Here is a 14233-nt window from a genome sequence, read left to right on the forward strand (position 1 = left end):
GGGCGACGACCTCGGCGGCGACGCTGTACGGGTCGGTCTCGCGCCGGCGGACCGCCTCGGCGAGCCGGTCGATCCCGCCGCGGCGCTCGATCTCCTCGGCGGCGAGGGCCCCGACGTCGGACCGCACGAGCGTCCGGATCTCCTCGGCGTAGCGCCGGCGCTTCGTCGCCTCGATCTCGCCCGACTCCCGGAGGTGCGCGGCGTGGGCGTCGAACGCCGCGATCAGCTCGTCGACGCCCTCGCCCGTGTTCGCGACCGTCCGGAGCACCTCGGGGGTCCACCCCGGGGCGTCGTCGCCGCTCGCGTCGGCCGCGTCGCCGGAGGCCGCCTCGCCGTCCGAGGGGGTCGGGTCGTCCGGGTGCTCCGGCGCGTCGAACCCGTGATGGCCCGTGTCGAGCCCCTTCGTCGGGCCCTCCCGCCGGTGGACCATCTCCTCCAACTCGGCGAGGGTGCGCTCCGCGCCGTCCATGTCGGCCTTGTTGACGACGAACACGTCGCCGATCTCCAGGATGCCGGCCTTCAGCGTCTGCACGTCGTCGCCGGAGCCGGGCTGGACGAGCACCGCGACCGTGTCGGCGGTCCGCACCACGTCGACCTCGTTCTGCCCGGCGCCGACCGTCTCGATGACCACGACGTCCTTCCCGAAGGCGTCGAGCGCCTTCACGGCGTCCGCGGTCGCCATCGAGAGCCCGCCGAGCTGGCCGCGCGCGCTCATCGACCGGAAGAACACGTCCATGTCGCCGACGTTCGACCCCATCCGGATCCGGTCGCCGAGGACCGCGCCGCCCGTGTACGGCGAGGAGGGGTCGACGGCGACGACGCCGACGGTGTCCCCGCGCTCGCGGTACGCCGCCGCCAGCTTGTCGACGAGCGTCGACTTCCCGGCGCCGGGCGAGCCCGTGATCCCGATCACGTCCGCGCCGCCGGTGTGCCCGTGGAGCGCGGAGACGATCGCCCGGTGGCCCGCGGCGCGGTCCTCGATCCGGGTGATGACGCGGGCGAGCGCCCGGTGGCTCCCGGCGAGCAGCTCCTCGACGAGCTCGGCGTCGCGGTCGCTCAGCTCCGGGGTCCGCTCCGCCGCCGACCCGTCACGTTGCGGCCCGTCCATCTACGCCCGCTCCGGCACGTTGTTCCGGATGAACTCGATCGTCTCCTCCATCGGCGTCCCGGGGCCGAACACCTCGGCGACGCCGAGCTCCTTGAGCTCCGTCTCGTCGTCGTCAGGGATGATCCCGCCCACGAGGATCAGGGTGTCCTCGAACGCGTCGTACTCCTTGAGCCCCTCGATGACCTTCGGGACGAGGGTGTTGTGGGCGCCCGAGAGGATCGAGATGCCGAGCACGTCGACGTCCTCCTGGACCGCCGCCTGTACGATGTCCTCCGGCGCGCGATGGAGCCCGGAGTAGACGACTTCGAAGCCGGCGTCGCGGAACGCCCGCGCGATCACGTGTGCACCCCGATCGTGGCCGTCGAGTCCGACCTTCGCGACCAGACACCGAATGGCCCGCTCCTCCTGTTCGACGCTCATATCGGGTACTGCGTCGCGTGCCCGTTTGATTCTAACGGACGATCGGGAGAGTCCGGGTCGTTGGGGCGGTCGCGGTCGGTCGCCCAGTTCGCTCACGGCTCCCGCGACCGGCGGGTCCCGCCGCTGCTCCCGTGACCGACGCGTTAAACGCGCGGGCGTCCCTGAGAGGCGGCATGACCGACGCTTCCCCCGAGGACCGCCTCCCGCCCGGCGCGCGGATCGGCCGCGCCGCGCTCCGCGTCGCCGACCTCGACGAGACGACCGCCTTCTACCGCGACGTCGTCGGCCTCGCCGTCATCGACTGCGACGGCGACAGGGCCGTCCTCGGCGCCGACGGCGACCCCCTGCTCGTCCTGCGACGCGACCCGGACCGCCCCGAGCGCGGGCGCACCGAGGCCGGCCTCTTTCACGCCGCGTTCCGGGTCCCCTCCCGGGCCGCGCTCGGCGAGGCGCTGGGTCGGGTGCGGGAGCGCTGGCGCCTTGACGGCGCCTCCGACCACCTCGTCAGCGAGGCGCTGTACCTCGACGACCCCGAGGGAAACGGGGTGGAGATCTACCGCGATCGCCCCCGCGAGGAGTGGCCCACCGACGACGACGGGACGGTGCGCATGGCGACCGACCCGCTCGACTTGGAGGGGGTCGCCGCGGCCGCGGAGGCGGTCGAGGGGGACGCTTCCGCGGGATCGTCGCCCGTCGACCGCGCCCCGCCCGGCACCGACCTCGGCCACGTCCACCTCGAAACCGCGTCGCTGTCGGCGTTCGAGGCGGTGTACGTCGACGGGCTCGGCTTCGAGGTCGGCATGACCGGCCCCGACGTCCGGTTCGTCGCCGCCGGCGGCTACCACCACCACCTCGCCGCGAACACGTGGCGCGGGCGGACGACGCCCGCGACGGGGCTCGGGCTCGCGTGGTTCGAGGTGGTCGTCCCCGACGCCGACGCGCTGGACGCGGTGCGGGAGCGGCTGGAGGCGGTCGCGGCCGACGGCGATGTCGATGTCGCCGTCGACGAGCGCGGTGGAGGGGTCACCGTCACCGATGCCGACGGTATCGAGGTTCGCGTTCGGACGGAGTAGAGAGGAGCGGCGGTCAGGCTCCCGCAACGGAGGGGATCAGCTCGCCGAGAAGAGCGTTAGCACGCGAGGGCCGGCTCGGCGTCACCCTCGACCAGCACGTCGGTCAGCGTCTCGAGATCGGCTCGCAACGTCGCCTCGTCGTCGTCGTCGAATCCGTACCGCTCGAGGGCCGCGGAGCCGTCGATCCGCAGCGTCTCGCTGCCCGGCGGGAGCGCGGCTCGGACCCCACCGGCCGCGCGCTCGTTGATAACGGTCGGTCGGTCTCTGTCGGAGTCGATCCCGATGCGGAGCTCGGCGAGCGGTTCCAGGTCGTCGTTCCGTTCCGCGGCGTCCACGACGCCGTGGAACCAGCGGGCGGCGAGGCGTTCACTCGGTAGAATGATATGTCCGGTGTCGCGATCGAAGCTCGTGTTATGACGTCGAATGCGACGCTCTAAGGTCTCGTTCATCTACGGCCAATCAGGGCCTCTGTTCCGTTAAATGTTGGCTTTCAGGGCCTCTATCCGTCGATATTGATAATGTACGTTCGGTACGGTTCGGACCCGCCGGCCGTCGGCTCACGGGCCGGCCGGCTCACGGGGCGGTCACGTGACGATCGATCGGAGCGTCTCCTCGGTCAGCAGCGCGGTAATCCCGAGCGCCTCGGTCGTCATCCAGCCGAGGAAGGCGACGTACATCGCGAGGAAGACGTACCCCTCCTCGGTAGTGATCTCGAACTCCGTCGCGGACATCACCACGACGACGAGGGTGGTATAAAACAGAAATAACAGCAGCGGCACGGACGTGAGGAAGCCGATCGAGACGCCGCCGGCGAGGATGACGCCGATCGGCAGCGCCGCGACGAGATTGAACGTGTTGGTCCCGAAGACGTTCGCGATCGCCGCCCGCTTGTCGCCGGCCTCGCCCATCTTCACGCCGACGAGCAGGTCGGGGAACGAGCTCAGCACCGACAGCACCGTCACGGAGATGAGGAACGACGGCGCGTCGAGCGCGTCCGAGATCTGTACCGTCATGGTGACCATCGACTCGACGCCGACCAGCACGATGACCAGCCCGGCCGCGAACAGCCCGGCCTGTTTGGGGACGTTCGTTGACTCGGCCCGCTTCATGTCCGACGCCCCGCTCTTGCCCCCCGCGAGTAAGATGACGTACACGCCGTACAACACTAGCAGGCCGACGCCCATCTGCGGCGTGATCCGCGCGAGCTCGCGCCCGTCGGTCCCGAGCACGCCGAGCGCGATCACGCCGAAGAGGGCGAGCACGGCGACCATATAAAAAATGGCGTCGCGGTAGACGATCCCCTGCGTCGTCGTCGTGTCGCCGCTCGTGATCGCGACAGCGGCCGGGATGACCAAGATATTGAACACCGCCGTCCCGATGAGCGCCCCGGCGCCGACGCCGAAGTCGCCGAGCACGAGCACCGAGATGACGATGATCGCGAGCTCGGGGAACGACGTCGCGGCGGCGACGATGAGCCCGCCCTGGATCGCCTGCGAGACGCCGAAGTGGTCGCTGATCTTCGAGGTCGTCGACTCGATGACGTTCGCCCCCTTCCAGGTCAGCAGGAACCCGATCGCGCCCAACACGAGCCAGACGGCGAGCGACTGGTCTCCGATGAGCTCCTGCAGTACAGTCACGTCTCGTCAGTGCGTCCGAAGTCGATTAGAGCTTCCGGAGTCGATAATGGCCGCCTCGACGCGGAGCCCCTACTCACCGTCGTACTCGCCGAACCGCTCGTCGAAGAGGGCGACCACGCGGCGCTCGATATCGTCGCGGATCTCGCGGACCTCCTCGATCGGGCGCTCGCCCGGGTCGTCGAGGTCCCAGTCGTCGGTGTCGACGCCGTCGAGCTCCAGTGTCGAACAGCCCATCGTGGCGACGAAGTCCGACGCGGCGAGCGTCTCGTCGGACACGTGTCGCGGCGTCCGACCGTTCACCTCGAGGCCGACCTCGGCGAGCGCCTCGATGACCACGTCGTGGACGCTGTCGGCGGGGGCGGTGCCGCCCGTGACGACCTCGACGCGGTCGCCGAGGCCGCGCCGGTCGCGCTCGCGCTCCGCGAAGGCGGTCGCCATCTGGCTCCGGCCGGCGTTGCGAACGCACATGAACGTGAGGGTGGTCGTCGCGTCGGTGGCTCCGTCGTCTGCGGTGTCTGTGGTTGTCATGGGTGGCGTGGTGAGCCGCTTCTCGTCGCCCGTTTCGGTTCGCGTACGGTTTGCCGGTCAGTAGATCAGTTCGTCGTCGCTCTCGATCATGAACAGCGACCGCGCGGCGATGTTGACGGCGTGGTCGCCGACGCGTTCGAGGTCGCGGATCGCCAGCAGGGCGCGGGAGACGTCGTCGAGCGCGTCGGCCAGGTGATCGGGCTCCGGCTCCGCGGTCCCGTTCGCGGCGGCGCGGGCGCGGTCCGCCTCGAGGAGCTCGCGGACGACCGCCTCGCTGGCCCGCCGACACCGCTCGTCGAGGTCGTCGTCGCGGACGTCGATCTCTCGGCAGGCGTCGGGATCGGACGCCTCGTAGGCCGCGATCGCGTCGGCGACCATGTCGCCGGCCGCGTCGCCGAGCCCGCGAAAGTCGACGGCCGGGTGGATCCCGCCGTCGTCGCCGCCGTACGCGGCGATGTTGGTCGCCAGGTCGCCGATCCGTTCGAGGTCGGTGATGATCTTGAACGAGGCCGTCACCAGCCGGAGGTCCCCCGCCACGGGCTGCTGGAGCGCGAGGAGTTCCGTGCACTCCTCTTCCAGTTCGAGGTACCGGGCGTTGACCACGTGGTCGGTGCCGATCACCTCGTCGGCGAGGTCGTCGTCGCCCGTCTCGGCCGCGCGGAGGGCGGTCTCGTACCGGTCGAGGACCAGTTCGCCCATCGCGACCACGTCGGCCCGGAGCTGCTCGAGTTTCTCCTGGTAGTTCTCTCGGGGCATCTATCCGAACTTTCCCGTGATGTAGTCCTCGACGCGCTGCTCTTCGGGGTCCTCGAAGATCTTCGTCGTGTCGTCGTACTCGACCAGCCGCCCGCCCGTGAGGAACACCGCGGTCCGGTCGGAGATGCGCGCCGCCTGCTGCATGTTGTGCGTGACGATGATGACGGTGTACTCCTCCGCGAGGTCGTCGATGAGGTCCTCGATCTTCGAGGCCGCGATGGGGTCTAACGCCGAGGTCGGCTCGTCCATCAGGATGACCTCCGGGTCGGGCGCGATGGCGCGGGCGATACAGAGCCGCTGTTGTTGCCCGCCGGAGAGGTCGAGTCCCGACGAGTCGAGTTTGTCCTTCACCTCGTCCCAGAGCGCGGCCGACTTCAGCGACTCCTCGACGCGGGCGTCGACGTCGCCGTCGAACCCCTGGATCTTCAGCCCGTACGCGACGTTGTCGCGGATGGACTTCGGGAACGGATTCGGCTCTTGGAACACCATCCCGATCTTCCGGCGCAGGGCGACGGGGTCGACGTCGGCGTCGTACACGTTCTTTCCGCCGAACGTGATGTCACCCTCGACCCGGCACACCTCGATCATATCGTTCATCCGGTTGATACACCGGAGGAACGTCGACTTGCCGCAGCCGGAGGGACCGATCAGCGCGGTCACCCGCTTCTCAGGGATCTCCATCGACACGCCGTCGATCGCCTGCTCGTCGCCGTAGTAGACGTCTAGATCGTGGGACGAAACCGCCGTCCGGTCGGGCGCCGCTGTCTGCTCGTTCGATCCGGTCTCTACGTCGGTGGTGATGAGCGAGTCGCTCGTCTCGGTCTCGGTCTGCGTCTCGGATTCTGTGTTACTCATGTTAGCTCCCCCGCTCCGCGCGGTTCCGCAGCAGTATCGCCGTCCCGTTCATACCGATGAGGATGATCAGCAGCGTGATAACGCCTGCGGCGACGACCCCGTACCGGAACTCCGCCTGCGGGAAATTCGCCCACGCGTAGATCTGCATCGGCATCGCGCTGAACTTGCTGAACAGGCTGCTCGGCGCGCTGAACACCGTCGTCGCCGCACCGACCATGATGAGCGGCGCGGTCTCGCCGATCGCTCGCCCGAGCGCGAGGATCGTCCCGGTGAGGATCCCGGGGAACGCCTCGGGGAGGACGACGTTCTTCGTCGTCTGCCAGCGGGTCGCCCCCATCGCGTCCGATCCCCGGCGCAGGTCGTCCGGCACCGACCGGATCGCCTCCTGCGCGGAGATGATCGTGATCGGGAGAATGAGCAGTGACAGCGTCAGCGACACGGTTACCGCGGTCCCGAACCCAAATCCGAGGAGGTTCGCGAACAGCCCCAGCCCGAGCAGCCCGTACACGACGGACGGGACCGCCGCCAGATTCGCGATGTTGATCTGAAGCAGCCGCGTCAGCGCGCCGACGACCCCGGTGTCCGCGGTGTATTCCTCTAGGAACACCGACGTCGCGACCCCGAGGGCGAACGAGAGCACCGCGACCATCGCGATGATGATCACCGAGCCGACGATCGCCGGGTACAGCCCCGCCTCGGTGGCGGTTCGCGACGGCGCCTCCGTGAGGAACGTCTCGCTGACCCACGGGCTCGGCGTCGGGATCCCGAACAGTTCGACGAGGAACGCTCCGGCAAGCGCGCCGGCGACGAGCAGGACTGGAAGCCCCAGTCCCGACACCCCCTCGCCGACGTCGAACACGCGATGGAGGTACGCGGCGACCGGCACGCCCGTCACGGCGATGACCAACAACGCGTTCGGCCCGCCGACGCCGAGTCCCGCGGCCCGTCCGAACAGTCCGACCGCGGTCGCGAGCGCGAGCGGAACGCCTCCCGCGGTCAGCGCCGCCGTCCGGCTTCCACGGCCGTTCACCACGACGGCGCCGGCCGCCGCGATCGGGATCGCCAGCGTCCAGAGGTATATGAACGCCGTCGTCGGATACGTCCGGAGCACTTCTCGGACGAACACGGCGAGCACCATCCCGAGGATACTTATCGGAAGAGCGGCCGTCACGGCGGCCGGCGTGTCTTGGAGGCGACCGTACGCGTACGCGAGCAGCGCCGGAACGATCCCGAGCGTGTACGCGAGGAACCACAGCCGCTCGTCGAACACCAGAAAGAGGACGCTGAACGCCAGCCCGATCGCGGTGCCGCCGATCAGCCGTCCGACCATCCCGAAGCCGACCGATCCGGGTCGGCCGCGGGCTCCCATGTAGACGAGGTATCCGGTGAGCGGGATGATAACGACGAAGAGGTACGTGAGCTGCCAATTGAGCCGCGGAACCTGGCCGACGAACGTCTCGACGAGCGTGAAGGCCACGGCGACGGCGACGAGGCCGCCGCCGGCCACGGTGACGGCCCGACGAGTCAGCGTCCGGTCACGCGCGCTGTACAGGCAGAATCCGAGGAACGGCACGACGAGCGTGAGGAAGTACGTCAACAGCCACAGCGGGTTCGCGTTCGCTAGATCAAAGGCGTCGATCGTGACGTAGATGAGCAGCACCGCGAGCGCGAAGATCCCGAGCACGCTCGCCCCGAGCGAGAGGTACTCGAAGGCGATCCCCCGGACGCGGCTCACCTCGCCGAACTCCTCGACACGACCGGTGTCGGTGTCGGTCGCCATCAGTACTCCTCCCGGTACCGTTCCGCGATAAGATCACTCAGTACGTTCATCACGAGGGTCACCACGAACAGCGTGAGTCCGAGCGCGAACATCGCGTCGTACGGGATCGTCCCGCCCGTCAGGTCGCCGCCGGCGATCTGCACCATCGCGACGGTGATTGTCATCCCGGAATCCAAGAGGACGTCGGTGGGATTGATGTACGGAATCCCGAGAAGCGTTTCCCTGACGGCCGGCATCCGCGCCTGCGCGCCCATCGCGACGACGACGATCATCGTCTCGCCGATGGCGCGGGACACCGCGAGGATGTACGAGGAGGCGATCCCCGAGATGGAGGCCGGGACCACGATCCCGGTCGACACCTCGAACTTCGTCGCCCCGAGACCGTAGCCGGCCTGCCGCAAGTCGTCCGGTACGGCGCTCATCGCGTCCTCCGAGATCGATGACACCATCGGGATCGTCATGATCCCGACCATCAGTGACGCCGACAACGCGTTGAAGGTGCTCATCTCCGGGAACAGCGTCGCTTTCAGTGCCGGGGTGATGTACACCAGCGCGAAGTAGCCGTACACGACCGTCGGAATACCGGCGAGGATCTCCAACAGCGGTTTCAGTATTGAGCGCGCGCTCGACGTCGCGTACTCGCTGAGATATATCGCGGTCAGCGTTCCGACCGGAAGCGCGACGAACGCGGCCGTGATCGTCACCGTGAGCGTTCCAATGACCAGCGCGACGATACCGAACGTTTGACCGCCCCCGCGCGGGTTCGGGCTCCAGCTGGTGCTGAAGAGGAACTCGCGGATCGGTACCTCGGCGAAAAACACCAGCGCGTCCGACAGCAGGGTCGCGATGATGGCGACCGTCGTGAGCAATGTGATCACCGCGCACGCGGCGAAGAACCCGCCGTAGGTTCCCTCCTTCAGTCGTGTGAGCCCGCTCCGTCGCTGTAGATCCGGACTCTCGGTGCTATCTGTCACGGACGGTCGGAGTTCGAACGCTGTCGTAAATCAATACACCGGTTCATGACGCGGGTTTCAGCCCTGCGCCTGCTCGATCGCGTCTTCGAGTTTCTGCATCTGTTCTTCCTGCGTCTCCTCGGTCGCGGGGACGTACCCGACGTCGCCGGCGACGAGCTCTTCGTTGGTCGTCTGGCTAACGAAGTAGCGGGCGAACTCCGCGACGTGCTCCTTGCCGAGCGCCTCCATCGACGGGTACGTGAACAGCGGCCGCGAGAGCGGCTGGTACTCGCCGGAGGACGCGGTCTCGAGGCTCGGCTTGACCGGACCGTCGCCGTTGTCGATGGCGACCGGCGTGATCTGGTCCTGGTTCTGGAACCAGTACGCGAAGCCGAAGTAGCCGATCCCGTACCGGGTGCCCTCGACCCCCGCTGCGATCGTGTTGTCCTGCTCGGTCGCCTGGTAGTCATCGGTGTGGCCGTCCTCGCCCATGACGTTCTCGATGAAGTAATCGTACGTCCCCGAGGTGTCGGCGGCGCCGAACCGCTCGATCTCCTCGTCGGGCCACTCGTCGCGCACGTCGCTCCACATCTCGGCGGCGTCGGACTGCCAGATCTGCGAAAGCTCGTCGACGGTCATCTCCGTCGCCCAGTCGTTCTCGTTGTTGATCACGACGGTGAGCGCGTCGGTCGCGGCGATCAGCTCGACCCACTCGACGCCGTTCTCCTCGCACAGCTCCTGTTCTTCCTCTTTGATCGGCCGGCTCGCGTTGTTGAAATCGGTCTCGCCGACGCAGAAGAAGTTCGCGAATCCGCCGCCCGAGCCCGTCGAGCTGATGTCGATCGAAACCTCCGGGTTGTCCTCGGCGAAGTCCTCGGCGACTGCGCTCATCAGCGGGAAGACGGTCGAGGAACCGGCGATGTTGATCGAGCCCGACAGGGTGTCCGAGCCGTCCGAACCGTCGGAGCCGTCCGAACCGTCGGAGCCGTCCGAACCGTCGGAGCCGTCCGAACCGTCTCCGGAGCCTCCGTCGCCCCCTTCGGTTTCGGTACATCCCGCGAGCGCCAGCGCTCCCGCCCCGGCGAGCGCCGCAAGCGATTTCCGCCGCGTGATGCCGTTTGCGTCCGCATCGTGCCTTGATGCCATCATCTGATTGAGAACGTCGTCGACATAAATAGTATGCTATGAGGAGTACTGTCCGGAGGGTACTGGTAGGGTTAACTATATACGCTATATAGATCGAAATCGATCCGCTCTCGCGGCGGTCGGAGCTCCACTGCCCATCAGGGCGTATTTTTATGCCCCTCCGTGCGAAGACCGGGACGATGACCCCTCCGACGAACGGGGACCGGATCCGACTTTCGCTCTCCCGCGAGGAGGCGTGGGTCGCGCACGCCGCCCTGCTCGACGCGGGCGCGGCCGCGGTCGACGCCGGCGACGACGCCCCCGCGCAGTGCCGCCCGATCCGGCGCATCGAACGGGACCGCGCGCTCGCCTCCGAGGGCGCCGAGCTCCTCCGCGACGCGCTGATCGACTACCTCGGCGACGCGCCCGTGCGCGACCGCGCCCCGGGGCGGGCGGTGTTGCGGCGGGTCGACGACGCGGTCGAGTCCCGGCCGCGATCGAGCCCGCGGGACGGCGGCCGCGGCGCCTGACGGGTTTCGCTTTTCACTTCGGCCCGGACTCCACCGCCTCGATCAGCAGCTCCGCGACGTCGACGATCTCCACGTCGTCCTCGAAGTCGCCCGTCTTCCTGCCGTCCTCGAACATCGTCGTGCACATCGGACAGGCGACGACGAACTTCTCGATCGCGCCGCCCGCGTCGGTGTCTTCGACCGCCTCGCGGAGCCGCTCCTCGCTCGGCTTCACATCCTCGTCGTGTTCGGTCCAGAGCCCGCCCCCGCCGCCGCCGCAGCAGAACGAGTCGCTCCGCGAGCGCGGCATCTCGTAGAGGTCGGCGCCGGTCGCGCGGATCAGCTCGCGGGGCGCCTCGTACTCGTCGTTGTACCGGCCGAGGTGGCAGGGGTCGTGGTAGGTGACGGTGTAGCCGAGCTCGTCGCCCGCGAGGCCGAGCCGCCCCTCGTCGACCAGCTCCTCCACCACCTGCGTCCAGTGACGCACGTCGACCGCGCCGTCGGCGTTCCACGGCTCCTCGCGGTCGAACGGCATCATCGGGTCGTCGGCGAACTCGGCGAAGTCGACCTCGGGGTACTCGTTTTTGATCGTGTTGTACGAGTGCGGGTCCGTGCAGACGATCGAGTCGAACTCGCAGTCGGCGAACGTCTCGACGTGGTGGCCGGCCAGTTCGAGGTAGAGGAACTCCTCGCCGATCCGGCGCACGTCGTTGCCGTCGTTCTTCTCGTCGTCGAAGAGGATGCCGAACTCGACGCCGGCCTCGTCGAACAGCCGGGCGAGCGCGCGGGCGACCTTCTTGTTCCGGTCGTCGAAGCTCGGGTAGTCGCCGACGTACCAGAGGTACTCCACCTCGCGTTCGCGGGCGTCCGGGACCTCGACGTCCTCCAGTTCGTCCGCCCAGTCGCCGCGGGCCGACTGCGACTCGCCGAAGGTGTTCCCCTTCTGCATCACGTCTTGGAACACGTCTTGGAGGTTCGAGTCCACGGCCCCCTCGTCGACGAGCTGGCGATTCATCTTGGTGAACGAGGTGAGGTGTTCGATGTCGACCGGGCAGGCGTCCATGCAGGCCATACAGGACATGCAGGACTCCATCGACTCGCTGTCGATCACGCCGCCCTCGTCGGCGACGATGGGGACGGCGCCGCCGTCAACGACGGCGGCGGAACCGGCCACGCCGCCGTCGGTCGCGACCGACCCGCCGCCGCCCGCCCCCGCGACCGGATCGTCCGTCACCGACTCGCGGTACGCCTTCAGGTCGAGGATCACGTCCCGCGGGTCCAGGTTCCGACCGACCGCGTCGGCCGGACAGGCGTCGGTACACCGGCCGCACTTCGTGCAGGCGTCGCCGTCCATCAGCTCCTTCCAGGTGAAGTCCTCGATCGACTCCGCGTTGGTGTGATCGAGGTCCGCGGGGACGTTCGGGAGCCGCGCCCCCGCCCTCTCGTCGCGGGCGACGACGTTCGCGAACGAGGAGATCATGTGGAACGGCTTCGCGTACGGGATCCACGCGATGAACGCGAACGCCAGCAGCGAGTGGCTCCACCAGACGACGCCGTAGATCGCCTCGGCGCCCGCGGGCGTCAGCCCGACCCACTGGAATCCGGCGGCCATCGCCATCCCGATGAAGCTCACCGTCTCGTCGGCCCGCGCCGGCTGGCCGACGATGCCCAGCGCCTGCACGACGAAGCCGCCGACGCCGAGCAGGAAGAGGGTCCAGACGAACGCGTCGTCCTCGAACGAGGTGTGTTTCCCCCACAGCCGCCCGTCGCGCTCGCTGTAGCGCCGGTACATGGCCATGCCGACGCCGACGACGAACAGCAGGCCGAACGCGTCGACGACGAACTGGTAGGCGAGGTAGAAGTCGCCCACCCAGAACGACTCGCCCGCGATCGGGCGGTAGACGTCGATGTCGAACCCGAGGATCGTCGTCGCGACGAGCAGAGTGAGGAAGCCCCACAGCACGAACGCGTGCATCACGCCGGTGTACGCGTCCCCGTCGAACTGGTTCTCGTTCGAGAGCACGGTCCGGGTCGCGGAGACGATCCGCGACGGGAGGTCCGACAGCCGTTCGCGGGGGTCCGCGCTCCCGCGGGCGTACGCCGCGAACCGGGCGTACACGCCGTACAGGAACACCAGGATCGCGACCGCGGCGAGCCAGTAGAACGCGGCTTTCCCCACCGGGCCGATCGTCCAGAACGTCTCCCGGGTGGCCGCCTGCAGCGGAGTCATGATCGATCAGGCGGATACGGTCCGGTTAAAACTTGCCACACCGCGGGGCCGGGGGGCCAATTGGACGCGGTCGGAGTGCGCCGCTCCGGCCTCGAACCGCGGTCTGAATGCGTCGTTCCGGACTCAGAGCGCGCCGACCAGCGCGGCCGCGAACAGGGCGCAGGCGACCGCCAGCGCGACCGCGTCCGCCCGGCCGAACGCCAGCCGCGGGAGCGTCGGATTCCACGCGAAACACCGGGCCGCGAGGGCGGTCCCCAGCCGGTCGGCGCGGCCGAACGCGCGGTTGATCCCGGCGGCGGCGACGATCCGCATCCGGTCGCGGACAGCCAGCTCGTCGCCGAGGCGCGCCCGCATCGCGTCGCGCGCGGTCAGCAGGTCGCGTTTCAGGACCGGGAGGAACCGGAACACGAGCGCGACGCCCGCCGCCAGCAGCTGCCCGGGCCTGCCGGGGACCGTGTGCTGGATCGCCGCCCGGGAGTCCCGGACCGGCGTCGACCGGACGTAGGCGGCGGCGATGAAAAGCACGAGCAGGACCCGGTAGCTCGCCAGTCCCGTGTCGACCGCGCGGCCGATCCGGAACCAGGGGGCGCCGAGCGTCGCGCCCGCGACGACCGGGGCGACGAGGAGGAACGGGAGCGCGAACCGATACGCCCACAGGTCGCGGGGGCCGCCCCCCGCGAGCCGCAGGCAGCCGACGGCGACGACCGACAGCGCCGCGAGGCCGCGCGGCGTCGTGTGCGCGAAGGCCGCGGCCGCGAACCCGAGTTGCACGAGCAGCTTCGACCGGGGGTCCAGCCGGTGTGCGAGCGCGTCGTCCGGGACGTACGCGAGGGTCACCGGCCGGTATCGACCGCGCGGTCGGTCGCCCCGCGGTCACCGCTCTCGCCGGCCTCGGCCGCCGGGACGCGCACGTCGAGCCCGGGGAGCGCCGCGGCCGCCTCCGCCGGCGGCGCGTCGACCGCGACCCGCCCGTCGGCCAGCCCGACCACGCGGTCGGCGATCCCGAACACGTCCCGCAGGTCGTGGGTGACGACGACGACGCCGGTCCCCGCCCGGCGGAGCGCGCGGAGCCGGTCGACGACCGACCGCCTCGCGGGCTCGTCGAGGCCCGTGAACGGCTCGTCGAGTACGAGGTGGTCCGGCTCCATCGCCAGCGCGCCGGCGATCGCGACGCGCTCGACGCCGTCAACATGGCCGGGCGCGAGGACGACCGGATCGCGTCGCTGTCGGGCGGCGAGCGCGAGCGCGTCGCGATCGCC

At 69.2% G+C, this 14233-nt stretch carries 14 protein-coding genes and 1 pseudogene; 2 read left to right on the forward strand and 13 right to left on the reverse strand.

Annotated features, from left to right (window positions below):
* Positions 1-1108 (reverse strand): methylmalonyl Co-A mutase-associated GTPase MeaB (meaB, locus tag DJ73_RS00160; protein WP_141212879.1); only part of this gene is annotated, 1108 nt, incomplete at its 3' end.
* Positions 1109-1528 (reverse strand): cobalamin B12-binding domain-containing protein, encoded by a 420-nt coding sequence (locus DJ73_RS00165; protein WP_094524868.1) that lies wholly within the window; start codon positions 1526-1528, stop codon positions 1109-1111. It abuts the gene before it with no gap.
* Positions 1529-1701: 173 nt separating this feature from the next.
* On the opposite strand from DJ73_RS00165, the gene DJ73_RS00170 reads away from it, so the two are divergent.
* Positions 1702-2601 carry a VOC family protein gene (locus DJ73_RS00170; protein ID WP_094524869.1) on the forward strand — a complete coding sequence of 300 codons (900 nt, stop codon included), beginning with the start codon at positions 1702-1704 and terminating at the stop codon, positions 2599-2601.
* 56 nt (positions 2602-2657) lie between these two features.
* Here the strand turns inward: DJ73_RS00170 and DJ73_RS00175 are convergent, their stop codons facing one another.
* From DJ73_RS00175 to DJ73_RS00210, 8 genes are all read right to left on the reverse strand, one after another.
* On the reverse strand, positions 2658-3050 hold the full coding sequence (locus tag DJ73_RS00175) for a hypothetical protein (protein ID WP_094524870.1): 393 nt from the start codon (positions 3048-3050) through the stop codon (positions 2658-2660).
* Between the two features lie 135 nt (positions 3051-3185).
* Positions 3186-4238, reverse strand: coding sequence for a sodium:calcium antiporter (locus DJ73_RS00180; protein ID WP_094524871.1), 1053 nt, complete (start codon positions 4236-4238; stop codon positions 3186-3188).
* 69 nt (positions 4239-4307) lie between these two features.
* Complete coding sequence (locus DJ73_RS00185) at positions 4308-4766, reverse strand: ArsC family transcriptional regulator (RefSeq protein WP_094524872.1); 459 nt, start codon at positions 4764-4766, stop codon at positions 4308-4310.
* Between the two features lie 57 nt (positions 4767-4823).
* A complete protein-coding gene (gene phoU / locus DJ73_RS00190; protein WP_094524873.1) occupies positions 4824-5522 on the reverse strand; it encodes a phosphate signaling complex protein PhoU in 699 nt (232 codons plus the stop codon).
* Positions 5523-6377, reverse strand: a complete 855-nt coding sequence (gene pstB / locus DJ73_RS00195; RefSeq protein WP_094524874.1) for a phosphate ABC transporter ATP-binding protein PstB — start codon at positions 6375-6377, stop codon at positions 5523-5525.
* 1 nt (position 6378) lies between these two features.
* Positions 6379-8157 (reverse strand): phosphate ABC transporter permease PstA, encoded by a 1779-nt coding sequence (gene pstA / locus DJ73_RS00200; RefSeq protein WP_094524875.1) that lies wholly within the window; start codon positions 8155-8157, stop codon positions 6379-6381.
* Entirely contained in the window at positions 8157-9131 is a 975-nt protein-coding gene (pstC, locus tag DJ73_RS00205; protein ID WP_094524876.1) for a phosphate ABC transporter permease subunit PstC, read from the reverse strand. Before pstC ends, pstA begins: the two co-directional genes overlap by 1 nt.
* A 57-nt stretch (positions 9132-9188) precedes the next feature.
* Positions 9189-10256, reverse strand: a complete 1068-nt coding sequence (locus DJ73_RS00210; RefSeq protein WP_094557027.1) for a PstS family phosphate ABC transporter substrate-binding protein — start codon at positions 10254-10256, stop codon at positions 9189-9191.
* 179 nt (positions 10257-10435) lie between these two features.
* Here DJ73_RS00210 and DJ73_RS00215 point away from each other — a divergent pair, with 179 nt between their 5' ends.
* Positions 10436-10765, forward strand: a complete 330-nt coding sequence (locus DJ73_RS00215; protein ID WP_094524878.1) for a hypothetical protein — start codon at positions 10436-10438, stop codon at positions 10763-10765.
* A gap of 13 nt (positions 10766-10778) precedes the next feature.
* On the opposite strand, the gene DJ73_RS00220 is transcribed toward DJ73_RS00215, so the two are convergent.
* The 3 genes and pseudogenes from DJ73_RS00220 to DJ73_RS00230 form a co-directional block, all read right to left on the reverse strand.
* Entirely contained in the window at positions 10779-12974 is a 2196-nt protein-coding gene (locus DJ73_RS00220; RefSeq protein WP_094557028.1) for a (Fe-S)-binding protein, read from the reverse strand.
* A gap of 123 nt (positions 12975-13097) precedes the next feature.
* Entirely contained in the window at positions 13098-13811 is a 714-nt protein-coding gene (locus tag DJ73_RS00225) for an energy-coupling factor transporter transmembrane protein EcfT (RefSeq protein WP_094524880.1), read from the reverse strand.
* Positions 13808-14233: pseudogene (locus DJ73_RS00230) on the reverse strand (ABC transporter ATP-binding protein); the annotation flags it as partial. The pseudogene DJ73_RS00230 and the gene DJ73_RS00225, both read right to left, overlap by 4 nt.

Origin of the sequence: Halorubrum sp. Ea1 (assembly GCF_002252965.1) — an archaeon.
GTDB lineage: Archaea > Halobacteriota > Halobacteria > Halobacteriales > Haloferacaceae > Halorubrum.

What these genes read in the sequence shown, in the direction of transcription:
- DJ73_RS00165 (WP_094524868.1), bottom strand. Translation starts at nt 1,528, where the DNA reads ATGAGCGTCGAACAGGAGGAGCGGGCCATTCGGTGTCTGGTCGCGAAG.
- DJ73_RS00170 (WP_094524869.1), top strand. Translation starts at nt 1,702, where the DNA reads ATGACCGACGCTTCCCCCGAGGACCGCCTCCCGCCCGGCGCGCGGATC.
- DJ73_RS00175 (WP_094524870.1), bottom strand. Translation starts at nt 3,050, where the DNA reads ATGAACGAGACCTTAGAGCGTCGCATTCGACGTCATAACACGAGCTTC.
- DJ73_RS00185 (WP_094524872.1), bottom strand. Translation starts at nt 4,766, where the DNA reads ATGACAACCACAGACACCGCAGACGACGGAGCCACCGACGCGACGACC.
- phoU (WP_094524873.1), bottom strand. Translation starts at nt 5,522, where the DNA reads ATGCCCCGAGAGAACTACCAGGAGAAACTCGAGCAGCTCCGGGCCGAC.
- pstB (WP_094524874.1), bottom strand. Translation starts at nt 6,377, where the DNA reads ATGAGTAACACAGAATCCGAGACGCAGACCGAGACCGAGACGAGCGAC.
- pstA (WP_094524875.1), bottom strand. Translation starts at nt 8,157, where the DNA reads ATGGCGACCGACACCGACACCGGTCGTGTCGAGGAGTTCGGCGAGGTG.
- DJ73_RS00210 (WP_094557027.1), bottom strand. Translation starts at nt 10,256, where the DNA reads ATGGCATCAAGGCACGATGCGGACGCAAACGGCATCACGCGGCGGAAA.
- DJ73_RS00215 (WP_094524878.1), top strand. Translation starts at nt 10,436, where the DNA reads ATGACCCCTCCGACGAACGGGGACCGGATCCGACTTTCGCTCTCCCGC.
- DJ73_RS00220 (WP_094557028.1), bottom strand. Translation starts at nt 12,974, where the DNA reads ATGACTCCGCTGCAGGCGGCCACCCGGGAGACGTTCTGGACGATCGGC.